This window comes from Treponema bryantii NK4A124, from assembly GCF_000421345.1.
Classification (GTDB): Bacteria; Spirochaetota; Spirochaetia; order Treponematales; family Treponemataceae; genus Treponema_D; species Treponema_D bryantii_B.
On sequence record NZ_ATWV01000013.1, the window covers coordinates 1 to 22,393 of the forward strand.

21 protein-coding genes are annotated in these 22,393 nt (G+C 39.6%); 8 read left to right on the forward strand and 13 right to left on the reverse strand.

The window, feature by feature from the left end; all coding sequences use genetic code 11:
- The coding region (locus tag G626_RS16615) for an IS30 family transposase (protein ID WP_027727141.1) at positions 1-294 on the forward strand (294 nt) is incomplete at its 5' end.
- Between the two features lie 175 nt (positions 295-469).
- Here G626_RS16615 and G626_RS16620 read toward each other — a convergent pair.
- Both G626_RS16620 and G626_RS0112360 read right to left on the reverse strand, forming a co-directional pair.
- Positions 470-1,378, reverse strand: a complete 909-nt coding sequence (locus tag G626_RS16620; RefSeq protein ID WP_022933099.1) for an RpnC/YadD family protein — start codon at positions 1,376-1,378, stop codon at positions 470-472.
- A gap of 160 nt (positions 1,379-1,538) precedes the next feature.
- Positions 1,539-3,122 (reverse strand): hypothetical protein, encoded by a 1,584-nt coding sequence (locus tag G626_RS0112360; protein ID WP_022933100.1) that lies wholly within the window; start codon positions 3,120-3,122, stop codon positions 1,539-1,541.
- A 159-nt stretch (positions 3,123-3,281) separates the two neighbouring features.
- On the opposite strand from G626_RS0112360, the gene G626_RS0112365 reads away from it, so the two are divergent.
- Complete coding sequence (locus G626_RS0112365; protein WP_022933101.1) at positions 3,282-3,875, forward strand: helix-turn-helix transcriptional regulator; 594 nt, start codon at positions 3,282-3,284, stop codon at positions 3,873-3,875.
- A gap of 48 nt (positions 3,876-3,923) precedes the next feature.
- On the opposite strand, the gene G626_RS0112370 is transcribed toward G626_RS0112365, so the two are convergent.
- The 8 genes from G626_RS0112370 to G626_RS0112405 all read right to left on the reverse strand — a co-directional run bounded on the left by G626_RS0112370 (position 3,924) and on the right by G626_RS0112405 (position 12,243).
- Positions 3,924-4,907, reverse strand: coding sequence for an Rpn family recombination-promoting nuclease/putative transposase (locus G626_RS0112370; protein WP_022933102.1), 984 nt, complete (start codon positions 4,905-4,907; stop codon positions 3,924-3,926).
- Between the two features lie 120 nt (positions 4,908-5,027).
- Positions 5,028-7,472 carry an MMPL family transporter gene (locus G626_RS0112375; RefSeq protein WP_022933103.1) on the reverse strand — a complete coding sequence of 815 codons (2,445 nt, stop codon included), beginning with the start codon at positions 7,470-7,472 and terminating at the stop codon, positions 5,028-5,030.
- A 3-nt stretch (positions 7,473-7,475) separates the two neighbouring features.
- Complete coding sequence (locus G626_RS0112380) at positions 7,476-8,432, reverse strand: hypothetical protein (protein ID WP_022933104.1); 957 nt, start codon at positions 8,430-8,432, stop codon at positions 7,476-7,478.
- Complete coding sequence (locus G626_RS0112385) at positions 8,429-9,187, reverse strand: glycosyltransferase family 2 protein (protein WP_022933105.1); 759 nt, start codon at positions 9,185-9,187, stop codon at positions 8,429-8,431. Before G626_RS0112385 ends, G626_RS0112380 begins: the two co-directional genes overlap by 4 nt.
- The gene (locus G626_RS0112390; protein ID WP_022933106.1) at positions 9,188-9,565 is read right to left on the reverse strand and encodes an ApeI family dehydratase; all 378 of its coding nucleotides are present in this window, start codon (positions 9,563-9,565) and stop codon (positions 9,188-9,190) included.
- 104 nt (positions 9,566-9,669) lie between these two features.
- The gene (locus G626_RS0112395; RefSeq protein WP_022933107.1) at positions 9,670-11,697 is read right to left on the reverse strand and encodes an AMP-binding protein; all 2,028 of its coding nucleotides are present in this window, start codon (positions 11,695-11,697) and stop codon (positions 9,670-9,672) included.
- A 15-nt stretch (positions 11,698-11,712) separates the two neighbouring features.
- Positions 11,713-11,964 (reverse strand): acyl carrier protein, encoded by a 252-nt coding sequence (locus tag G626_RS0112400; RefSeq protein ID WP_022933108.1) that lies wholly within the window; start codon positions 11,962-11,964, stop codon positions 11,713-11,715.
- A 21-nt stretch (positions 11,965-11,985) separates the two neighbouring features.
- Complete coding sequence (locus G626_RS0112405; protein WP_022933109.1) at positions 11,986-12,243, reverse strand: phosphopantetheine-binding protein; 258 nt, start codon at positions 12,241-12,243, stop codon at positions 11,986-11,988.
- 187 nt (positions 12,244-12,430) lie between these two features.
- On the opposite strand from G626_RS0112405, the gene G626_RS0112410 reads away from it, so the two are divergent.
- The 6 genes from G626_RS0112410 to G626_RS0112435 are packed head-to-tail and all read left to right on the forward strand — an operon-like array spanning position 12,431 to position 18,664.
- Entirely contained in the window at positions 12,431-13,549 is a 1,119-nt protein-coding gene (locus tag G626_RS0112410; protein ID WP_022933110.1) for a methyltransferase, read from the forward strand.
- On the forward strand, positions 13,546-14,214 hold the full coding sequence (locus G626_RS0112415; protein ID WP_022933111.1) for a beta-ketoacyl synthase chain length factor: 669 nt from the start codon (positions 13,546-13,548) through the stop codon (positions 14,212-14,214). The genes G626_RS0112410 and G626_RS0112415 overlap by 4 nt, the downstream gene beginning before the upstream one ends.
- Before the next feature lie 21 nt (positions 14,215-14,235).
- Positions 14,236-15,084 (forward strand): lysophospholipid acyltransferase family protein, encoded by an 849-nt coding sequence (locus tag G626_RS0112420; protein WP_022933112.1) that lies wholly within the window; start codon positions 14,236-14,238, stop codon positions 15,082-15,084.
- A gap of 59 nt (positions 15,085-15,143) precedes the next feature.
- The gene (locus G626_RS16625; RefSeq protein ID WP_196800493.1) at positions 15,144-15,644 is read left to right on the forward strand and encodes an RNA polymerase sigma factor; all 501 of its coding nucleotides are present in this window, start codon (positions 15,144-15,146) and stop codon (positions 15,642-15,644) included.
- A complete protein-coding gene (locus G626_RS17680; RefSeq protein WP_022933114.1) occupies positions 15,628-16,431 on the forward strand; it encodes a hypothetical protein in 804 nt (267 codons plus the stop codon). Before G626_RS16625 ends, G626_RS17680 begins: the two co-directional genes overlap by 17 nt.
- Before the next feature lie 37 nt (positions 16,432-16,468).
- Positions 16,469-18,664, forward strand: a complete 2,196-nt coding sequence (locus G626_RS0112435; protein WP_022933115.1) for a caspase family protein — start codon at positions 16,469-16,471, stop codon at positions 18,662-18,664.
- Positions 18,665-18,666: 2 nt separating this feature from the next.
- On the opposite strand, the gene htpG is transcribed toward G626_RS0112435, so the two are convergent.
- The 3 genes from htpG to rocF form a co-directional block, all read right to left on the reverse strand.
- Complete coding sequence (gene htpG / locus G626_RS0112440; protein WP_022933116.1) at positions 18,667-20,646, reverse strand: molecular chaperone HtpG; 1,980 nt, start codon at positions 20,644-20,646, stop codon at positions 18,667-18,669.
- Positions 20,647-20,710: 64 nt separating this feature from the next.
- On the reverse strand, positions 20,711-21,208 hold the full coding sequence (locus tag G626_RS0112445) for a hypothetical protein (RefSeq protein WP_022933117.1): 498 nt from the start codon (positions 21,206-21,208) through the stop codon (positions 20,711-20,713).
- A 47-nt stretch (positions 21,209-21,255) separates the two neighbouring features.
- Positions 21,256-22,161 carry an arginase gene (rocF, locus tag G626_RS0112450; protein WP_022933118.1) on the reverse strand — a complete coding sequence of 302 codons (906 nt, stop codon included), beginning with the start codon at positions 22,159-22,161 and terminating at the stop codon, positions 21,256-21,258.
- Positions 22,162-22,393: the final 232 nt, after the last annotated feature.

Genomic DNA, 22,393 nt, shown 5'->3' on the forward strand with positions numbered 1-22,393 from the left:
GGTTCAGAATTTATGGATTTCTCAGGAATTGAAAATTCTAAGGATGGAAGAAAAAGAACTTGTTTGTATTTTGCGCATCCTTATTGTGCAAGTGAGCGAGGAACTAATGAAAATCACAACAGGATATTCAGACGATTTTATCCAAAGGGAACAGATTTTTCTAAATTGAATCCAAAACTTTTTGCTGAAGTTCAGGAATGGATGAATAACTATCCGAGAAAAATCCTTAAAGGGTCAACTCCAGAATTGGAACTTCAAAAACATATAGGTATGAATTTTAAGATTCCAATATAAAAAAATATCACCAGTTTAAAGAAACTGGCGACATTATTATTTACAAGTTACAAGGAAAAATAACTTTAATGACTACCCTCCCCATTAACTTTCTTCTATATTATATATGTTTATTAATGATGATTTTTTGTGGGGGGAAATACTTAAAATTGCAGGTTTTGTAAAACGTTTTATGTCACAAATGTTCAGGAGCAGGCTCGCTTACTATTTTACGAACCTCTTCTTCTGGCATTTTTAGAGATTTAGCAATGACTTCTATTGGAACTTTGTTAGCGTAGAAATTTCTGGCAGCTTCAATAGCCTTCTCCTGTTTACCCTGAATAATGCCGTCGCGGAGCCAGCCTTTGATACTTAATTCTTCATTAAATTCTGTAAGTAACGTCATCTTTACCTCCGCCTTCTGTTCTCTGATATAGCCTTCCAAAAGGTTTTGTTCACTTGCCCATTCTATAGCTTCGTCTACAGCTTTTTCTGTTTGCATGCCATTATCTCTGTTTTGTTTTATACGGCTTGTGAACTGTATATAATCATACAACGACTTACATTTTTTTTGAAGAGGTAGATTGTAATCCTTATTGATATTTAACACACGGGCAGTCCATTCATATCTTCCGCTTTTATCTTCCTGCATAAATGCATCTGAAAGCTTCAGTTCATAATCTTCATCCCGGATGGTATCTCCATTGTAAAATACTACATAATTTGGATTGGGTATTTTTATAAGAGTACTGCTTGTAAGTTGTTCTTCTGCATTTATGAGAAACTTATGATAAAGCTGTGAAAAATAAAAGAAACCTCTCAGGGGCATATTTTGATTTGTTGTTCGCTGATGTTCAAAAAGTGTCATCTGTGAATCTACAAGAAATGACACATCATTATGCATCTTTATGAAAAGCACATTATCGAGCGTGTTCAGCATAAGTGCATCTGGATCAGTGTAATTTGTATTATTTAGCGCATTGTAAAGCTCGAGCCGCCAGCGTTTACTGCGTTCACTGTCTTTTCCAAAAACTGCAATGAACAGGCTGTCATAGATTTTGTGTTGAACTGTAAAACCTTCTGAATTTTCTTGAGTCTGAGTCATATTTAAACCTCTTTAATATAGTTTTTTGGAAATTGTTTAAAATACCGACCAGCTGTTACCGCCCGCCGGCAAAACAAATTCCTCACACTATATAAATAGACTCACTTTGTTCATTTCTGACACTTTTTTTGGAAAAAAGTTGAAAAATCTTTTTATAAAGTTAGGCTTTGGCAGGAACTTTTTCCTGATTGTTTCTAACTGATAACCATAAATTTTTACAAAAATCATAAAACGCATCATTAATAAATATAGCTTTTGTAATTTCTTCCGCAGGTGAAATCAATTCGGGTTGCATACGGAACAGAGGATAATATCGTTCCAGAGCATCTGAATGAGTGTTGAAATAATCAATTGCATGAACCCAATCTATATCTCGAGCAGGGAATTGATAATCAATATCTATTAGTTCATAAATTTGGTCCGTTGTTTCTTTTTGAGAGATTTCTTTGAACTCTTTATCTTCCAATTTATTTTTTATATTTTCTCCCACGTTTTGAATTTTATCCAGGAGATAAGGAGCTATTCTATCACCAATTTTATAATAAATAAGATCTTGGGGTAAAAATATGTCGTAGTCTTTTTCACCATCGAAAATAACATAAGAATCTTTATGACAACATTCTCTTAATCTATTTTCGAAGGAAACTTCATCTTCTTCTTTTATATTTTCTAACAAGAAGTTTCTGATATCAATCTGGCTATCGAAATATTTTGATAATTCATTTATATAATCATCAATTGTAAATTTTATAAAAATGAAAGAGTCTGTCGTATCAGGTCCAAATAAAGAATGGCTGAATCCCAAAGAAAAGCCATGTACTATATTATTTTTAGGATCTCTTGAAATTCCTACGTTTCTGGAATATCTGTCTCTATTATTTTCCGCTTCAATTATCGATTTCAAAAGTTTTAAGTAATCTTCTTTTGTATTATTTAACTGGATGTATTTAATTAAATCTTTAAAAGCAAGGCCATAAGAAAAATAAGCCTCCAGTGCTTGCTGAAAATTATAGCTTCCAATTTCATATTCTTTGAATCTGTATTTCCAAAAATTATTGAGTGTTTCTCTACCAAATTTTTCTTCAATAAGTTCTTTATAATAAAAGTTTATGTTTCCCAGATAAGTTTTTTCCATGAGATAAATTTTTTCTTCCTCTGAAATATCAGTCTTCCTAACAATACTATAAAGTCTGTTGAAGTCACAGCGGGCAGGGAGTTCAATTTGTTCATCAAGAATATTATTAACAATTTTTACCGCTTTTTCGCAATCTTCTCTGTCAAAGTCACCACAGATAAATATTTTTTCTTTTAGTTTACTTTCCATGAAACATAGAATTGCTAAAAGTCTTATATAATAAGTATCTCCATAAATTCTTAGACCTCTTTGTCTAATCTGATTTTCATAAATTTTTGAACGTACATCTGGACTTAAATATAATTGTTCCAGGATTGCCGGCGCTGCATTTTCATCATAGTTATCTATTTCTCTTTTTAATCGAAATATATCTCCTGTATTCATATAATTATAATCACTGGATGCTTGCCAGAAATGAGTTTTCTCTCCGAAATATTTATTTGTATGCTCTTTTACCTTGCAAAAAGCATAAGCCCCTACCCCCTTGTAATAAAACTTTTCCCAGTCTGTAAGATAAATCTTATTTGCTAAAACAAGAGTCTCTTCATAGACTTTTGTCCATTCCTCTTGAGTTACTGAATTTGAAATTGAAAAATATAAATATGCCATACATTACTCCTATATTGTATTAATATTTTTACATTACATAGATTGTATAATACATATAATACACTTTATGTTTAAAGTAAAGCATAAAGTCACAAAAAAGTTCATTTTGAAGCAATATTTATACTTTTTTTTACATTTTTTATCAGTTATAATAAAAACATGAATATTTTGAGATTATTGCGAGACAGGAATAAATTTACTCAGGATTTTGTTGCCGAGAAATTAGGTGTAACACGACAGTCATATATCAGATATGAAAATGGTGATGTTGAACTCAATGCGTCTGCTATTCGTACTCTGGCACATTTATATCAGATTGAATACAGAAATATTATTGATGGCGTTATGCCGGAAGATACTATTTCCTATATGGGAGCGAATAACCGAGATACGGAAAAGTTCCGCCAGATTGTTTTGTATGCGCTGCAGACGGCGGGGGATCTGGTTTATCTTACTCAAACTGATTTTTATAAGCTCATTTATTTAATTCATAAGGATTTTTACGAGCAGTATTTTGTTTCCCTGACTTCGCTTTATTATCCAGAGCAGGCTCTTTCTGAAGGCCTTGAGATTTATGCAAACGAAATAGCGAAGATGGAAACTGAGAATCTTGTTGAAATGCTGAATACTTCAATTCACAAGGGGCAGTCTAAAAAGATAATTCCTCTTAAACGTGCTAATCTGAATTATCTTTCTGGAACTGAAGTCTGCTTCTTACATCGCGAGTTTTCTAAGTATTCGACGGAGTTTTAAAACAATAACGGCTTGGGAAACCAAGCCGTATGAATAATAAATTCCTGTTCACGCAGGTTCGTGGTTTATTTTTTCCTTTAGTTCCTGGACTTTTTCGAGTGTAAGACCTTGAGCCTGGGCGATTTCTTCTGGAGAAAGCTTGCCCATTTTTAAGAGATTAATAGCGGCTTCTTCGGCCTTCTGTTGTGCCCCCTGTTCTAGTCCTTGCTGTAAACCTTCTGCGTGACCTCGTTTTTCAGCGTTGTGTATTTGTGTATTCTTGTCGCGTTCGGCAATGAAACGAGAATTCTGAACGAACCAGTTGTCGTCTGCTTCGCTCATGTATTTTACAGTGTTTTCTGCAGCCATAATTCCTTTTTCACTCCTGACAAGTTCGCTGATATAATCAGCATATTGGTCATTGTCTACATAACTGAAAAACAATCCCCATTTTTCTACTGGAGTTAGTTCCTCAATAGGGGTACCGAGCTTTTTGCGAATAGTTCTTAAATCAATAAAGATTATATTCTGCCTGTCCGAAAGTCCCTGACCCGATTCATTTTTCATAGTATACCACGATAGGATTTTATTGTCATCTTTCCTGTAATGAAAATTGAGTATGGAGATCTGATAGACTTTTGGAGAATCCCAGTTGTCACCTTTTTTAGCATTATTATTCAAAAGTCTCGACGCTTGAATTTCTGCACGAACCGCATAGTCATAATCTTCCTTCCAGGCCTGGATTTCAATATCAGATAATTCTCCGTTATCAAACTCAACTGTTATATCATAGCTCATTCCTTTTTGATTAGGAGCATCCTTAGGTGGTTCGTTTGGTTTTAATATCACATACTTTACAGTTCGCCCAAGTACTGCAGAGATAAAACTTTGCAATGCCAGGTTTGAATCTTCAGTTTCCTGAGTAAAGATTCCTTTAAAGGTTGAGTCATACAGCGGACTCAAAAGTGCCGTAGGATTAGGCCTCTTAATATACAGCTGTGCCGGATACTGAGGTTCAAATTCTTTGTCATCTTCCTTTTTGTTTTCTTCCATAAAAATCTCCTGATTTATATAATGGGACATAGTGCCGCACCGCGGCCCTTACATATCTCTATATATAAATTAGATTTGATATGTCATTTCTGACACTTTTTTGGAAAAAATTTGAAAAAACTATTTGTGATTTCTTCCGTAGAAAAATGAGCTGATGTAGGCGGTGGCGAGGCCGATGAAGATTGAGAGGCCTATGAGGTGGACGGGTTTGAAGGAGCTGAGGGCAAGGGCGCCGAAGGAGATTATGGTGGTTACGAAGGAGACCATTGTGGCAAAGGGCTCGAGGATGGTGGTTTCGTTTTGTGACGCGGTGGTTTCGTTGGACATGGTGGTTTCGATACGTTCGCTTCGCGAACACTCAACCACCGTGCGTTTTTCGTTTTCCATCATGTAGATGATGTAGTCAAGGCCGAGGCCGAAGACAAGAATAAGGCCTGTTACCGAGAAGAATTCCATATTTATTTTGCAGATTGCAAAAACTGCTACTACAATCAGGATAATTAAAAAAGGCACGGAAATGATTTTCAGGGCCTGCTTCCAGCTGTAAAAGAAGCGGAGCATTATGAACATCAGAATATATGCAATTATAAAGAACTTGAAAATCATAATGGTGAGGCTGTCTAAGTCTGCACTTATATCCTGAGACTTGCTTATGAAATATACGTTGTCATCCTGTTCTGCTAATGAACGGTAGTTAGTATAATCTGTAACCTTTGTTGGCAACATTACTGTAAAGTATTTTCCATCAACCTGACCGAGCCAGGCAGAAGAGATTGCTGATTCTATAAAAGACGGAATGTTTCCATTTTCAAAAGAAACAAAGGTCTTTCCGCTTTCTTCATAATCTTCCATTAAGTTTTTAAGCGCAGCTGATGTTTCTGCTTCATCAAAACCAAGATTCAAAAGCTGGTCACCGGCATTTTCCATCAGTTTTTTATAGGCCTGGCGGGATTTTTTCTGCACTGCCTGTGACGGAACAAAGCTTGATGTACTTACATAGCCAATCTGGCCGCCTGTCATTTCTTCAAACTTGTGGCGAAGGGCTTCTTCGTTTGCCAGTGCCTGATCTTCCGTTTCTCCGCTGACAATGTACCAGCCGCCAGGGGTATACTGAATTACCTGCGATGCTGTAATTTCATCCTGAAGAAGGCGGCCTTTCATATCGTAAAGGGTAAGGAGATTGTTTTTGATTTTTACATTTTTGTGACAAATTAAAATCGAAATAAGGGCAAAAAGGAAGAGGCCTATAATAACGCTTCTGCCTACCCACTTCTGCTCAAGGCGTCTGATAACTTTTGCAAAGCCTTTTGTAAAACGAACCTTACCTCTCTGGGTGGGCAATTTGATATATGGATAAACTGCGATGGTTGTAAGGAAGGAACTTACCAGACCTGTGAGACAGAAAAAGGACATCTGTTTAAGAATTGCAAAGGGGGCAAAAAGCAGGATTGCAAAACAGATTCCTGTTGAAATAATGGCCATTAAGAGGCCGGAAAAAATATGATTTCTGATTTCGATTCCAGATTTTAATTCTGTGTTGGCAGACCAGTGGGTAAAAAAATGCAGGCTGTAATCTATACAGGAACCTATAAGCGAGGTACCAAAGACCAGAGTGATTACGTGCATTTTATGGAATACAGCCAGGGTTGCAAGCACAGCCACTCCCAGTGAAATTAAAATTGAGCCTACGGAATAGGCCAGGGGCTGCAGGGAACGGAAGATGAAAATTAAAAGAATTATTACTGCCAGCATGGAAAGGCTTGCAATAATTGAAATTTCCCTGCTGGCAGAATTAGAACTTTCGTGGCTGTGAAAAGGAGTTCCCGAGTAGACAAATGTTGCATCAGGGAATTCTGCTGTGGCCGAGTAAATTTCTGTAATGGCATTATTTTTTGATGCCAGTTTTGCTCCCTCCCGGCTTAAAACGCCCCTTATCATTACATACCATTTTCCCTCGAACTTTGAGGCAAGCACTCCGTCTTTTACACTCATGGCGGTTCCGGCATTCTGGACTGCAGTAAGATAATTCTGCAGATGATGTTCTGTGAGTAAAAAGGGGTCGCTGTCCAGATTGTCCAGAGGCAGCATTGTAAAACCGCCGTAGGCTTTTGAAAGGGCTTCCATGGCAAAATCCTGAGCACCCTCCGGGTTTGTCAGAATCTTGTCTGCTGTTTTTTCATCAATAAGAAAGGAACGGTATTTATACAGAAAATCTGTTATCTCGCCCATGGAACTTACATCGTTGTAAAGCGAAAGAGATTCAAAATTATGGCTGTCTTTTAGCCTGTCATAAACCGCTTCTGCAACCTGCTTTGCCTGAGCAAAATCTTCGCTGGCGACAAGTACAAAAACATTCTGCGATGTTACAGCCATCATTTTTTCATCTGCCTTTTTTACTGAAGCCTTTGAAATGCTTTTAGGAACAAGATTAAAAAGATCTGAATCTATGCTGATTTTTCCGTGAAAAAATATCAGTGAAAAAATGAAAAAGGCAAGGATAAGCGAATGATAAATAATCCATGCGCCCAGGAGTTTTTTTTGAGAAATATTTATCAGTCTGTTCATAAACTACTCCCAGAAATCAAAAAAGTTATACCACTGATATGGATAGAGAATGCAGTACTTTTCCAGGCGGGCTACAAACTCGCCGCAGCACTGAATAATGCGGGCCTCACGTTCTGAGCGAGGGCAGTTAAAATCTGTATGGCATTTTTCTATATAAACGTTCTGCTTTGGATTAAAGATTGAAAGGCGGCTGCGCAGACCAAACATAAAATATACTGGGGCTTTTAAAAGGGCTGCTATCAAAAAGACTCCGTATGGGAAAGGTGCATCTTTTCCAAGGAAGCTTATTCTTAAATTCTTTTCTTTTAGGGCAACTGATGTTCTGTCACCCGCAATTACAACCAGAGAACCGGCTTCTATCGCATCCATTAAGGTTACGATTGAATCGGGTCCTATGTCGTTTGAATTTATTACATTAAACGAAACTTTTGGATTTACACTTTTAAGGGTTTCCGAAAAATTACGGTTTACATCCATATCCATTACAACATAAACAGGAACCTCACGGCCCACGAGCTGTTTGTTATAATCTGAAAGGCTTCTAAGCAGCTCCATGTTTCCCAGATGCGATGTAATTAAAAGTGCTCCTTTTCCAGAGCGGAGTAAATCAAGAATATTTTCTACATCATCGTTATGATATTGTATGCGGTCGAATTTTATTTTTCCGAGCCAGCCTTCCATCTTCTCCAAAACACAAAGAGAAAAAGAACGCATCTGTCTGTAGGCGCTGATTCTTGGCGGGATTTTTCTTCCCGTAAATTCACGAAGCTGTTTCTGATAAGTTTGACATGCCTTTCTGGCATTTTTATTAAAAATATAATAGAAAAAAGTTACCGGATAAATAAGTGAGCGAACCATAAAACCTGGTGAATACTTAAATAAAACCAGCAGCAGCTTTAGCGGTCTATTTGTTTTGATAACTTCTTTTTCTTCGGCCCAATGTTTGTGTTCTTCGCTCATTTGCCTCTTGCCCCTATGCTTCTTTTTATCTTTCTAAAAATAAGAACAGGTGCACGAAGTATGAGTTCCAGGCAAAGTCTTGTGTAAACCCAGGAAATACGTACTGTATCTGTAAAATAATTATAATTAGAAATTCCGTCTGCAGGATAAAAAACTTTAACGGGCTCCGAAATTACCGGAACTCCGCGCCAGTACATTCTTACCAGCACTTCTATATCAAATCCCATGCGGGCGTCTATATAAAGTGAATGCTTGTATACATTCAAAAAATCTTCTACAGGATAGATTCTAAAACCTATCATTGCGTCTTTTATGTCTTGTGAAAGGGTAACCAGATGAATCCAGCCGTTGGCAACCTTGCGGCCTTTTACTCTTTTCTTTGGTGCGCTTGCATCGTACTCCGGGTAACCGCAGATTATTGCATCAGGATTATGTTTTGAAACTTCAAAAAAACGGGCTGCTTTTTCTGCATCGTGCTGACCGTCGGAATCTAACTGCAAGATATGGGTAAGGCCCATTTCGTGAGCTTTTTTAACGCCGGAAACCATTGCGAGGCCTTTACCGCCATTTTTTTCTCTTGTTACTAAAGTAACCAGAGGATTTTTTTCTGCAACTTCTGATATAAAGCTACGGTTTTCTTCATCATTTCCATCATCAACTACAATAATCGGAAAGCCGAATGCAGCTATGCTGTTTACAACTGTCTGGAGAGTAGAACCGTGTCTGTATACAGGAATTACAAAACCGAATTTCATTTATGCAGTAACTTCCTCAAGAACAGCAAAGGAACCAGATGAATAAACCTTGCCTTCTACATTTGCGTCTGCCATATTAAAGCTGACAGAAGACTTGTCTCTTTTATAAGTAAGCTCCAGATGGATTTTTGTATCTGGTTTGATTGGTGCTGAAAACTTTATTCTTTTGATGTTTGGAACATAACGCTGGGTTGAAAAATATTTTCGTGAAAAGCGTGTGATTATTTCAAACTGGGCAACTGCCGGAAGCAGCTTGTACTGGGGAAAGTGTCCGTCGAAAAAATCGCTGGTGGCCGGGATTGTAAACTCAAGGGCGATTTTGCTTTCGTCGCGGCTAACTACAACCTCGTTGTCTATGTCGTGATTATTAAAAATCATATTGTCCTCCTGATGATGTGGTTTCGATACGCCCTTCGGGCTACTCAACCACCGTCTTTAATCGCCTTCGGGCTACTCAACCACCATCTTTAATCGTCTTCGGGCTACTCAACCACCGTTGTAAACAAGGCTTCTATTTCCAGCTTATGTTTCTTTCCCTGAACGTCGGTTGGGAGCTTGTCCATAAAGCGCCATTTTTTTGGAATTACTACATTCTCAAAATATTTCATAAGGAAGTCGTGGAACCAGCGGTTTATCATAAACTTTTCTGTGTCCTTAAACTGCTCGCGTCCTTTTGCGTTGAGTACGACTGCGGCTGCAAGATACTGACGTACATCGTTGCTGAGGGCAACTACTTTTACATCTTCTACAAGGCCGCTTTCCATAAGGCGGGCTTCTACCTCGGTCATAGAAATGCGTTTTTCTTCTATTTTTACTATTGAATCTGAACGGCCTTTAAGAATAAAGCGGCCGTCTTCGTAAATCTCTGCAAGGTCTGCTGTGGCAAAGCCTTCCGGATTTTTAATGTATGGCGAAATAATACGGATACAGCCGTCATCTCCCAGCCAGATTTTTGCATTGTCAAAAGGTGTCCAGACCAGCTTGTCTTTGTTCTGCTGGCGGTAGGCAATTCCAGAAGTTTCTGTTGAACCATAAACTTCCAGCGGACAGAAGCCGAATACCTTTTCTGTCTGAAGGGCAAGTTCCGGAGATACTGCACCGCCGCTTGTGAAAATCCAGACCTTTTTCATATCGAGCTTTTCTTCTACTTCTACCGTACGTTTAAGGAAGGCTGGAGTTGCAATGAGAATATAACTAACATCCGTTAGTTTTTCAAACTCTTCCGGGAACTCTACTCTGTGGCGGCGGAAAGGAGTACCAAGAGTAAAAGGCAGAGAAATACCGAAAAGGAAACCGTAAATGTGGTGCTGGCTTACTGTTGTAATAAGCTTACGCTCTGTAAATTCCTGTCCCCACTTTGAAATTATAAAGGCGTTATCTTCTTCGAACTCCTTCATGCGCTGAGGAACTGCCTTTGGCTTTCCTGTGCTGCCTGAAGTAAAAAGGAAGATTCTTGTTTTTTCGCCGTCTATGGCAGGTGTTGTGCGGTACTCTGCCTGGTCTGGCTGAGCTGCCTCTTCTATCACTTTTTGAATTGAAACTGCATCTGCAATTTCTGTTTTCTGGTCTGTAAGAAAAGCCATTCCCGGCTTGCGAACATCGGCCATAAAATTTTCGCTTATATTTTGTGTAAGGTAGGCAGCCTTCTGGCACTGCAAGAGGGCAACAAAGGTACAAAGGAAATACCAGTAATCTTCGCAGTGAAGAATAAATTCATCTGCACCAGTGGCCTCAATAAAACGACGCATCTTTGCTGAATCAATTAAAAAATCTTTCCAGGTTTTATAGCCGCCTTCTTTACTTCCGGTCCATGTGTCTTCGTAACACATAACGTAGTCATCTTTGCGTGAATCTGCATTAAACTTTGTAATTGGATAAGCTTTAATCATTTTTGCATCTACCAGTTTTCTGATTATAAATTCTACAAGGAACAAAGTTCCCATAAGCACATAAGAAATGCCGCTATTGTAAACTGCCCAGACTTTTCTGGCCTGATCCGGACTAAGACCGAACAGTTTATCTGCAAAGGTTGTAAGGGCCGCTGCGCTTCCATTCAGAATAAAAAAGCAGCACCATACAATCGTTACCTTTTTACAGTATAACTTAACTTGATTTTCATAGGAAGAGCCGGCAATTGATTTGTCTGCAAGAGTGGCAAATCTGAAAATAATATTTGGCTCGAGAAAAAGTGTTGAGCCAAAAACTACAAGAAGCGTTGCGTTTATTACAACAGAATAGAGCTTAAGGAAAAACTCTTTGCCGGTAAAAAAACAAAAAAGACCAGCGGCTAAAAAAAGCAGGGAACTTAGAATCGGCTTCCAGTCCAATGCACTTTTTTTATTACTGGTCTTTTTGCTTCCTGTAGCGCTTAAAAAGAATGCAGCTGCCAGTGCTACTATGCACAGGGAAAGAATCTTTGTTTCTACTTTTAATACTACAAGTAATGTAAAAACAAGAATTGGATAAATGGCTGCAATCACATAAAAAAGCGCCTTAAGGAATTTTTTCATCAGTCTTTAGTCACCTTATGCCATGTAAGGAACAAGGGCGTCTACTACATCCTGAACTGTCTTTACAGTCTTGAAAATTGACGGATCAACATTTCCCTTATCTGCAGGCATAAATTCCTTCATTTTTACGATAAGGTCGATTGAATCGATTGAATCTAAATCCAGATCATCTCCAAGAAGTGCATCCGGAGTGATATCTCCTTCATCAAGTTCGAACTCTGAAACAAGGATTCCCTTAAGTTTTTCGAAAATTTCGTCTTTTGACATACAAAACCTCGTATATAAAGATTATGCTCTCTGAGCCGCAATATATTCGGCCAATGCATTTACTGAAGCAAAATGCTTCTTATTTTCTCCGCTTTCTGCAGAAAACTTTACTCCGAATTTTTTCTTTAATGCAACGCCAAGTTCAAGTGCATCAATAGAATCAAGACCGAGTCCGTCTCCAAAAAGCGGTTCTGAATCCACGATATTCTCCGGCTTAATATCTTCAAGCTGAAGGGAAGAAATTATTACTTCCTTTATTTCGTTTTTCAACTGATCCATAAATCATTCCCTAAAATAACAAATTTAACGTAGAAAATTAGCACTATTTTATTGAATAATTTTAATAAAAGCAATAGAAAGATATATTTTTACAGAAATGCCTTGAAAACTTTGACATATATTGCGTTAATTTGCAGTAAATTGTCACCTTCTTGAAAAAAGCACTAATATACTATAACTTTATGTTATGGATAAAGCTTATTTTGACATTAACAAGTACAAAAAAGATGACCTTCGTGCTGTAGACGCAAAGTTTGAAGCTCAGAAGATTGCCTTTGCCCCGCTGGCTTTTCAGGCTATAAAAGCCATGATAAACCTTGGTCTTTTACAGGCAATAGAAGATGCAGGAGACGAAGGTATTAACCGCGCCGCCCTGGCAGAAAAATGCGGGGTTTCTGAATATGGTGCCGGAGTTCTCTGCGAAATGGCTCTTGGAATGAATGTCATTAAGCTTACTGAAGATTCTGAATCTGACCCTAAAAGTGAAAAATATAAACTTGGAAAAACCGGCTGGATGCTTCTGGAAGATGACCTCACCCGCGTGAACTTCTGGTTTACAAATGATATCTGCTATCAGGGTGCCTGGGATCTGGAAGAATCTGTGCGCAAGGGCAAGCCGGAAGGTCTTAAAGTTTTTGGTGATAAATGGGTCACTGTTTACGAGGCTCTTTCTACCCTGCCCGACCAGCCTAAAAAATCATGGTTTGAATTTGACCATTTTTATTCTGACATTGCTTTTCCGGAAGCTCTTCCTATTGTATTTGCTAAAAAGCCTAAACATATTCTGGACATTGGGGGAAACACCGGCAAGTGGTCTTTGACCTGCTGCCGCTACGACCCTGATGTAAAAATGACAATCTGTGATTTGCCGGGTCAGGCTAATGTTGCAAAGCAGAATGCCGCAGAAGCAGGCTTTGCAGACCGTGTAGACTTTAGCATGGGTAACGTGCTCGAAGAATCTACAAAATTACCTGCTGCGCCAGACGCTGTATGGATGAGCCAATTCCTGGACTGCTTCAGCCTGCATCAGGTAACTAAGATTTTACGAAAGGTTTACGAGGCCGCAACACCTGAGACTAACGTCTGGGTACTGGAACCGCTCTGGGACAAGCAGAAGTTTGAGGCAAGTTCTTATTCTCTTATGGGAACTTCTCTTTACTTCACTTGTATTGCAAACGGCAACAGCAAGATGTACCGCTACCAGGAGCTGGTAGATGCAATTGAAGAAGCAGGCTTTAAGCTGGACTGTGCTCACCACAATCTGGGAAGTAATGCATATTCGCTTTTGTGCTTTAGGAAGAAATGAAAGAATTATATATATCTGACATAAGCAAATGGGCTCCCGGTCTTGCAGACGATGAAGGTCTCTGGCAGAAGTGGGCTCGCGGTGATGCTCAGACAAAAATTGAACAGATTAAAGAATCTCCAAAGCTGGAATACACAGACCCGCTCTTCCGCCGCCGCCTTTCGCAAATTACAAAGATGACGGTGCACGTAATTCATAATCTTCTTGAAAAAACTCATATTAGCCCGGAAACAAAACTTGTTTTTATTTCCCTGCGTGGTGAAATTGAAAGAGAATTTACAATCAATAAAGGTATAATTGAAGACGGAATGATTTTGCCTGCAGGTTTTTCGCTTTCTGTCTTTAATACTCCTATTTCTTCTGCGACCCTTGCCTTCGGCTTAAAAGGCGGGTATTCTGTTTTATATCCTTCTAAGAATGATTTTAAGCAGGCATTTATGGCAGCCGCTGCTCCTGTTCTGGCGGGAACAGAAAAAGAAATTGTTCTTGTTTATGCAGATGAACTGGTTCCAGAGTTTTATAGTGATAAAAGGCCTTCTGAAAATATTCCTCTGGCCTTTGCCTGCCTTATCAGTTCTGAGAAGAAAAATAATGGTGTTATAATAGAAGATTTCTCGAATGTTGGAAAATCGCCGGTTGACTTCCTGCGCTTTTTATTAAAATAGAAATATAGTAGGATAGGATTAATGAGCAGACAGGAAGTGAGTTATAAAAGCAAACTGCCAAAAATCAAGAATATTTTCTTCTACATGTATGGCTGTATTTCTAAAATACTGGCTATGTTCTGGTTTGGCCTTGGTGCTGTAATTCTTGCTCTTTTTGTTTTTCCCTTCATAAGGCTTTTTACTTTAGCTCATAAAGATTTTGGCATTATTGCCCGCGCTTATGTTTCTCATACCTTCAGGATTTTTCTTGGTTACCTGCATATCTGTAAGGTTTCTATCCTGAAAGTAGAGAACATTCCTGAATTCCACAATATTCACAGTAAAATTATTATTGCCAATCACCCTTCACTACTGGATTTTGTATACATTATGGCTCTGGTTCCAAACTCTACCTGCATCGTACGCGGTGGTCTTACTCATACTCCTCTCCGCGGAGTAATTAAGCAGGCATACATCACAAATACTACCGATTTTGAGGATGTTCTTGCTGAATGCAAAAAGCTTACCGACAAGGGCTGTAACGTAATTGTTTTTCCGGAAGGAACCCGTTCGCCGCGAGTTGGACAGAACAATTATAAAAAAGGGGCTGCCAGAATTGCTCTTTACTGTGGCTGCGACGTTCAGCCTATGTTTATCGGTGGCAGCGATAAATATGGTCTTGGTAAACATGATCCTCTCTGGTCTTATAATCATGTTGAACCATACCTTTATGATATTAAGATGCTGCCGGTAATTCCGGTTAATCAGTATAAAGAACTTTCTGAACCTATTGCCGCAAAACATCTTACAGAAGAGATGGAAAAGGTTATTCGTGCAGCCGGTGATGAGTATGGTAAAACCTACACTGGACTTACGCTGAATAATTACTAAAAAAAGGAACACTTTTCCCCGCCTCAACTGTTATACTTAATGACAGGATAATTTGTACAATGAAAACTTTGTCGATGGATGATTTTGATAATCTATACCGCCAGTACGGTCCTATGGTACTCCGACGCTGCCGTTTTATTCTTAAAAATGAAGAAAAAGCGCTTGATGCCATGCAGGATGTATTTGTTCGCCTTATTGAAAGAAAGGAAAAGATAAGCAACGTGTGTTCCAGCCTTCTTTATACAATGGCAACAAATATCTGTCTGAACAAGATACGCTCAGACAAACTGCGAAATGGTCCGGAATTTGATGTAATTGCAGAAATTGTGGAAGATAGCGCAAGTGCTGAAGGAACAGAAAAAATTGAAACTTCTATTCTTCTGGACTGCATATTTTCTGAAAGGGACAGCAAAGACAGGCAGATTGCAATTTTACATTATGTAGACGGATACACTCTTGAAGAAACATCCCAGAAAATGAAAATGTCCGTTTCCGGAATCAGAAAGCGTCTGGAAAAACTTAAAGAATATGCAGGAGGAAGGTATGGCAATTCCAACTAGAATTTTAGAGGAAATTAAGAACTCTGAAGTTAATGCTGAAAACTTCTACTCAATTTATGGAAAAGAAAACATCGAAGCCGCTTTAAAGGACCTCAAAAAATCGGATGAGGAGATTTTAAATACCTATTCTGTAGAGTCTATGAAGGCAGCCGTTGCAGGAAAACTGGCTGCCGGTAAGCTCAAGACAAATAATATCGAAAGCCGCCCGGCTGCAAATACCTTAAGATTCCCAGCTGCCAGATTTATTACTTACGCCGCTGCTGCGGTTCTTCTTGCCGCTATTGTTATTCCGGCTGGACTTAAGAATTCTAAAATCGCTGCAGCCAATGCTCCTACAGAACGCATTAAGGGTAACGCTATGGCACCTGCTTCTGCAGACCCTCAGATTAAGCTTTACAGACAGAAGGGCCGGGAAATTCAAGCTTTAAGCAACGGAGACTTTGCCCATTCAGGTGACGTAATTCAGATTACATACAATGCAGGCACAGATGAATATGGTGTTATTTTTAGTGTAGACGGTAACGGTAACATTACCCGCCACTTCCCTGAAAACAGCTGGCAGGCTGCTCACCTGGAAAAAAGCCCGGAAGAAACACCGCTCGACTTTTCTTACGAGCTGGATAATGCACCGGACTTTGAATGCTTTGTTATGGTAACTTCTAAAAAAGAGTTCTCTCTTGAAGATATTGAATCAAAAATCAAAAATAAAACAGATATTGATTACATTACAAAGCTTTCTTATTTGCCTAAGAAAACAGAAGGGGTAACTTTTACCCTCGAAAAGTAAAGCAGCTATTTACATTAGTTTGAAAAGGATGGAGAAAATGAAGAAACTGATTTTTATTACAGTAGCCCTGCTTTCACTGTCACCGATTTTTGCGGCTGCTGCAGATGATAATGCCAGCGGTGTAGACAGATACGCAGTTTATATTGGTTCAAATAAAGGTGGAAAGGGACGCGAAGAGCTTTTATATGCCGGCAGCGATGCTCAGAATTTTAAGAAGGCTATGTCAGAAATTGGCGGCGTAACTGAAGATAACAGTTACGTTCTCATTGACCCTTCAAAAGAAACAATTGATCAAACCTTAAATAATATCTCACGCAAAATTAATAACAGCCAGAGTCACGCAAAACGTTCTGAGTTTATTTTCTATTATTCAGGACATTCTGATGAAAATGCATTGCTGCTTGGAGATATTCCTTACGATTATTCTTCCCTCAAGGCAGCAATTACAGAAGTTCCAAGTGATATTCACGTTGTAATTCTTGATTCCTGCTATTCAGGTAACTTTATCCGTACAAAGGGTGGCCAGAAGCGTAAGCCCTTTTTGATTGATGACTCTTCTGTAGTTACCGGCCACGCATATCTTTCTTCGAGTTCTACAAACGAATATTCACAGGAATCTGATGAAATTGAATCTTCTTACTTTACAAATGCCATGATTACCGGTCTTCGTGGTGCAGCAGACGCTTCCGGCGACAATAAGGTAACTCTTAACGAGCTTTACTCTTATGCCTTCAACGATACTCTTTCTAAAACAGAATCAAGCAAGGCAGGCCCTCAGCATCCTAACTACAACATTACTCTTGTAGGTTCGGGAGACCTTGTTCTTTCTGATATTTCTACTGCAGAATCAATGCTTTCTCTTTCAAAGGAAGCAAAAGGAAAGTTCATTATCCGCGATGCAAACGGAAAATTGATTTCTGAAATAAACAAGGTTGCAGGCCAGCCTATTTTTATGGCTTTGCCGGCTGCCCAGTATTCTGCAGTAATTATTGATGAATACTCTACAAAGCAGGGCTACTTCGTTCTGGAAAAAGATCAGGTTTATGTACTTGATCAGAATTCTCTTTCAACTATCAAACGTAAAACAAACAGAGTTCGCGGTGGTGAAGTAATTGATGATGATGAAATTCTTCCAATTGATGATCTTGAAGAAAACAGCCGCCGGGGTTCTCGACGCCGTTACGACACAGACAACATGGACGAACTCCCAGAACCGGAAGACGATGATGAACCAAAAATCATAAAGGTTGAAACTATCATGGATAAACCTTTTGATCCAAACAGTATGAATGTTTTCCACCTTTCTGCTGTGCCGGGTGTAACCTTAGCTGGTTTTGAATCTGAGTCTTCTCTTTTTTCTGTAGGTATAATTGGAGCTCTTGATAAGAATATTTATGCCATTCAGCATTCAAATGTCATGAACATTGTTTCAAATAATCTTAATGGTTTACAGTTATCCGGAGTATTTAATATCGCAGGCCAGGTTAGAGGTGCTCAGGTAACCGGAGTATTCAACACTTCCGGAGATGTTTCAGGTGCACAGGTTGCCGGAGTTTTCAATACAGCAAAAGATGTAAATGGTATACAGACTGCCGGATTGTTTAATGTGGCTCAGAAAGTAAACGGTGTGCAGGCAGCTGGCCTTTTCAACTCTGCCAAAGAAGTAAAGGGCGTTCAGCTTGGTGTTATAAACATTGCTGATTCAAATGACGGTCTTGCAATTGGTGTAATTAATATTATTAAAGATGGTATGCACCACCTGGGCTTCAACTGGGATACAAACGGAATGTTTGATATGTTCTTCCAGAGCGGTACAAAGAACCTCTTTATTACAATTGGTGTAGCAACCGATGCTAAAGAATTTTTCTCTGACAAAGATTGGGATGATTCTACTCGAGTTTACTACGGTGGATTTGGTACTGAATTCAGATTCGGTTTCTCAAGTCTTGATCTGGAATTCCTTGGTAAGTTTGTTTACAACAGAAATGAATTACCTCAGACAGGAAGTGAAGCTTACGAATATAACTTTGGACAGCTCTTTATTCCATCCTTCCGTCTGACCTTTAATCCGTTCAGCCTGAAGCATATTGATTTTAGCCTTGGTGCAAGCTTTGATATTCATAACTGGGGTGCAAATGACACTGCCTTCGCATACACATATCATCGCTTCGGTGATGATGAAGATGATACAACTGTACACCCGGCAGTGTTCATTGGTTTTAAGATTAAGTAAGGCTACTTAGACAGTAAATTATTCAAATGCTTTACAAACTCAGCAGGTTCTTTTACTTCCATGCCGGCAATCATGAGGGCCTGAGTAAAGAGAACTTCTGAGATGTCGGCAATTACTGCTTCGTCGCTTGTATCCTTGAGGCGGGCAACAATAGGATGGTCGCCGTTTACCTCGAGAATAGGCTTCAAATCAGGACCTGCCTGGCCCATTGCCTTCATCATCTGAATCATCTGATAGCTTGGATCGTTTTCGTCTACTACGATACAAGATGGGTTTTCACCTGTGAGGGTCTTGCTAAGTTTAACTTCCTTAACCTTGTCGCCAAGTGCCTTCTTGATTTTTTCTGTAACAGGCTTGAATTCTTCTTCCTTCTTTTTAGCCTCTTCCTTGTCACCGCCGAGGTCTTCGTCACTTCCAGAGCGGTTTACAGCCTTGAGCTCGAACTCGTTCTTGTACTTGCCGAAACCTGGAATTACGATGTCGTCGATATCATCATCCATGATAAGAACTTCAAAGCCCTTGTCTGTGTAAGCTTTTACAAGTGGATTTGCACGAAGATTCTTTTCGTCACTTCCGCTGATGTAGAAGATTGATTTCTGGTCAGGCTTCATGCGCTGAACGTAGTCTGCAAAGCTTGTGTAGTTTCCGTCGCCTGTGCCAGATGCATCTGTAGACTTAAAACGAACGATTTCTGCAATTTCGTCGCGGTTTGCATAATCACTGTAGAGACCTTCCTTCATTGGGCGGTTGAAGTTGCGAACAAACTTTTCCCACTTTTCGATTGCTTTTTTATCGTCGTCTGTGCGCTTGTCTGCTTCAACCTTCTTTGCCTTGTCTGCAGCCTCGCCCATTTTCTTAAACTCACTTAGCAGCTTCTTTACACTGGCTGATTTGATATTGTCCAGAATGCGGTTCTGCTGAAGGATTTCGCGGCTTACGTTCAATGGCAAGTCTTCGCTATCAATAATACCGCGAACAAATCGCAGGTAGCTTGGCAAAAGCTCGCGGTCATCATCAGTGATGAATACTCGCTTTACGTACAATTTCAATCCACTCTTGTAATCTGCCTGGTACATATCAAAAGGAGCAGTCTGTGGAACAAAGAACAAAGTAGTATATTCCTGTGTTCCTTCTGCGTGTGTATGAACATAGTGAAGAGGATCCTGTCCGTCATGGCCGAAGGTCTTGTAGAACTCGTTGTAATCTTCTTCCTTAAGCTCGCTCTTAGAACGCTTCCAGAGGGCAGAAGCTGAGTTTACCTGGTCAATCTTACTTTCACTGCCGGTTTCTTTTCCCTTGTCATCGTATTTTTTCTGCTCGTAGTGAAGATAGATTGGGAAGGCAATGTGGTCTGAATACTTCTTAATGAGTTCTTCAATCTTCCAGCGAGAAGCAAACTCCTTACTATCGTCGTTCAAGTGCATTTCGATTGCAGAACCTGTAAGCTCTGGCTTATCAAAACCATATTTCTTTGCAGCGGCAGAATCTGCAGCTACTTCTTCAATTTCATAAGAGTTTGTACCGTCACTAGACCAGTGCCAGATTTTTCCGTCGCCTGCAGCCTTGCGGGTATAAACATCAATCTTTTTAGCAGCCATGAAGGCAGAATAGAAACCTACACCAAACTGACCAATCAGAGCCGAGTCTTTCGAAGCCTCTGCAGTAAGCTGCTCCATAAAAGCCTTAGTACCAGAGCGGGCAATTGTACCCAGGTTGTTAGTCAAATCCTCGTCTGTCATACCGATACCGGAATCCTGAACGGTAAGCACAGAATCCTTTTCATCAAAAGTGATATCGATTCTTGGCTCGAACTTGATATTCTTATAAGCCTCATCAGAAACTGTAAGATACTTTAATTTATCCAGCGCATCAGAAGCGTTGGAAACGATTTCGCGCAGGAAAATGTCTTTATTGGAATAAAGTGAATGAATGATAAGTTTGAGAAGCTGATTTACTTCTGTCTGGAATTCGTATTTTGCCATTTAAAAACTCCTTTTGTATTACTTTTAAAAATAATAACAAAAAGGAGCTTTCGGCAAGTATTTTTTATTTTACCTTTATAAACTCTTCCAGCGGATTACCGAAGATGTCTTTATTTTCTCCGTAGAAGTAGTTTTTGGGGCGGATAAGCTCCAGGTGATATTGCTTTTTTGCTTCCTCGCCTTCTGCGGCTTTTTCTTCCAGTTCGGCTACAGAATAATAAAAATCACCCTGATAAAACTTTACAACCGCACCAGATTTATACTGACCTACAATTTCGCCGTTTTCATATTTTACACATTCGGCAAAATCAAAATCGATTTTTTTTGAATTGATTTTATAGTTTCCGGTCCACACCAGAATATTCGAAGAATCTGCATAAGAAGCGCGCAGCATAACACGGTGATTTGGATAGAGAATCAAATGATGATAATAAAGCTTCATCTGATTGTCATAATTCTGCATAATCCATTCGCTGTCGTAAAAAGGGCTTTTCTTTTCGGAAAAACAGCCGGTAAAAAGCAACGCCAAAATAATCAATATAATATAAGCAAACTTTTTCATCTTCCTTCCATGAATAGCTCTTCGGGTCAGGCCCGAAGATGACAAGGTTAATACAGCTTTTCGCCAAGCAGCCGCGCCGCAAGACTTACCGCCAGAATCGCAGTCTGATTACGAAGGTCCAGAATCGGATTCACTTCTACAATTTCCGCAGAGCAAACTTTACCGGTGCCCGCAATTTCTTCCATTAATAGCAGTGCCTCACGATTTGTAAGTCCACCCGGAAGCGGAATACCTGTTCCGGGCGCAAACATAGGATCCAGCACATCCATATCAAAGCTTACGTGAATAATATCAACTTTTTTGAAAAAATCCACAACCTTACCCACAACCTGAGCAAAGCCCTGGCGGTCAATATCGCTCATTGTAAACACGGTAACACCGGCCTGCTTCATCAAAAGCTTTTCTCCGGGGTCCAGGTCTCGAGATCCCACAAAGCAGATATTTTCCGGCTCCACCTTCTGCCCTTCAAAATAAAGATTTGTAAGCTCGCTCAAGCCCAGGCCCGCAGAAGCCGCAAGACATTCTCCGTGAATATTTCCGGTCGGCGAAGTTTCAGCCGTGTTAAAATCACCATGCGCATCGACATAAAGGACACCAATCTTTTTTCCCTGTTTTTTTGCAGTAGCAGAAAGGCCCGCCAGCGAACCAAGAACAACAGAATGGTCACCGCCAAGCACAAGAGGAAAGTCACCCTCAGAAGTAATAATTTCAACCTCAGACGCAAGTCTGTTACAGGCCTTTACTATTGGCTTAAGATATTTAGCCTTTGGATTTCCGGGCTTTTCGTATTCCTGAGCCGTAAATTTTATGATATCTGTGTGGACATAAGTAGCGTGTCCCAGCGATTCAAGCTTTTCTTTTAATCCCGCCAGACGGATTGCAGAAGGCCCCATGTCGGAACCGTGTCTGCTGGCACCAAAGTCCAGCGGCATCTCTAAAATATGAACGTTCATAATTGAATTTTAAGACAAAGAGATTATCGGGTCAAGCCCGATAATGACACAGACAGTAATGCCCGATAATGACACAGGCAATCAAGTACGATAATGACACGGCAGTAAAGCCCGCAGGGCTTCCGCATTATAAACGCTTTTCCGTAATGTTGGCGCGAAGGAGCGGGGCGTGGTTCAAAAACACTCTTTTTGTGGCTGCTGCGAAAGCGGCAGTTCAATAGTTTCTATACCA

What these genes read in the sequence shown, in the direction of transcription:
- G626_RS16620 (WP_022933099.1), bottom strand. Translation starts at nt 1,378, where the DNA reads ATGACTCAGACTCAAGAAAATTCAGAAGGTTTTACAGTTCAACACAAA.
- G626_RS0112360 (WP_022933100.1), bottom strand. Translation starts at nt 3,122, where the DNA reads ATGGCATATTTATATTTTTCAATTTCAAATTCAGTAACTCAAGAGGAA.
- G626_RS0112365 (WP_022933101.1), top strand. Translation starts at nt 3,282, where the DNA reads ATGAATATTTTGAGATTATTGCGAGACAGGAATAAATTTACTCAGGAT.
- G626_RS0112370 (WP_022933102.1), bottom strand. Translation starts at nt 4,907, where the DNA reads ATGGAAGAAAACAAAAAGGAAGATGACAAAGAATTTGAACCTCAGTAT.
- G626_RS0112375 (WP_022933103.1), bottom strand. Translation starts at nt 7,472, where the DNA reads ATGAACAGACTGATAAATATTTCTCAAAAAAAACTCCTGGGCGCATGG.
- G626_RS0112380 (WP_022933104.1), bottom strand. Translation starts at nt 8,432, where the DNA reads ATGAGCGAAGAACACAAACATTGGGCCGAAGAAAAAGAAGTTATCAAA.
- G626_RS0112385 (WP_022933105.1), bottom strand. Translation starts at nt 9,187, where the DNA reads ATGAAATTCGGTTTTGTAATTCCTGTATACAGACACGGTTCTACTCTC.
- G626_RS0112390 (WP_022933106.1), bottom strand. Translation starts at nt 9,565, where the DNA reads ATGATTTTTAATAATCACGACATAGACAACGAGGTTGTAGTTAGCCGC.
- G626_RS0112395 (WP_022933107.1), bottom strand. Translation starts at nt 11,697, where the DNA reads ATGAAAAAATTCCTTAAGGCGCTTTTTTATGTGATTGCAGCCATTTAT.
- G626_RS0112400 (WP_022933108.1), bottom strand. Translation starts at nt 11,964, where the DNA reads ATGTCAAAAGACGAAATTTTCGAAAAACTTAAGGGAATCCTTGTTTCA.
- G626_RS0112405 (WP_022933109.1), bottom strand. Translation starts at nt 12,243, where the DNA reads ATGGATCAGTTGAAAAACGAAATAAAGGAAGTAATAATTTCTTCCCTT.
- G626_RS0112410 (WP_022933110.1), top strand. Translation starts at nt 12,431, where the DNA reads ATGGATAAAGCTTATTTTGACATTAACAAGTACAAAAAAGATGACCTT.
- G626_RS0112415 (WP_022933111.1), top strand. Translation starts at nt 13,546, where the DNA reads ATGAAAGAATTATATATATCTGACATAAGCAAATGGGCTCCCGGTCTT.
- G626_RS0112420 (WP_022933112.1), top strand. Translation starts at nt 14,236, where the DNA reads ATGAGCAGACAGGAAGTGAGTTATAAAAGCAAACTGCCAAAAATCAAG.
- G626_RS16625 (WP_196800493.1), top strand. Translation starts at nt 15,144, where the DNA reads ATGAAAACTTTGTCGATGGATGATTTTGATAATCTATACCGCCAGTAC.
- G626_RS17680 (WP_022933114.1), top strand. Translation starts at nt 15,628, where the DNA reads ATGGCAATTCCAACTAGAATTTTAGAGGAAATTAAGAACTCTGAAGTT.
- G626_RS0112435 (WP_022933115.1), top strand. Translation starts at nt 16,469, where the DNA reads ATGAAGAAACTGATTTTTATTACAGTAGCCCTGCTTTCACTGTCACCG.
- htpG (WP_022933116.1), bottom strand. Translation starts at nt 20,646, where the DNA reads ATGGCAAAATACGAATTCCAGACAGAAGTAAATCAGCTTCTCAAACTT.
- G626_RS0112445 (WP_022933117.1), bottom strand. Translation starts at nt 21,208, where the DNA reads ATGAAAAAGTTTGCTTATATTATATTGATTATTTTGGCGTTGCTTTTT.
- rocF (WP_022933118.1), bottom strand. Translation starts at nt 22,161, where the DNA reads ATGAACGTTCATATTTTAGAGATGCCGCTGGACTTTGGTGCCAGCAGA.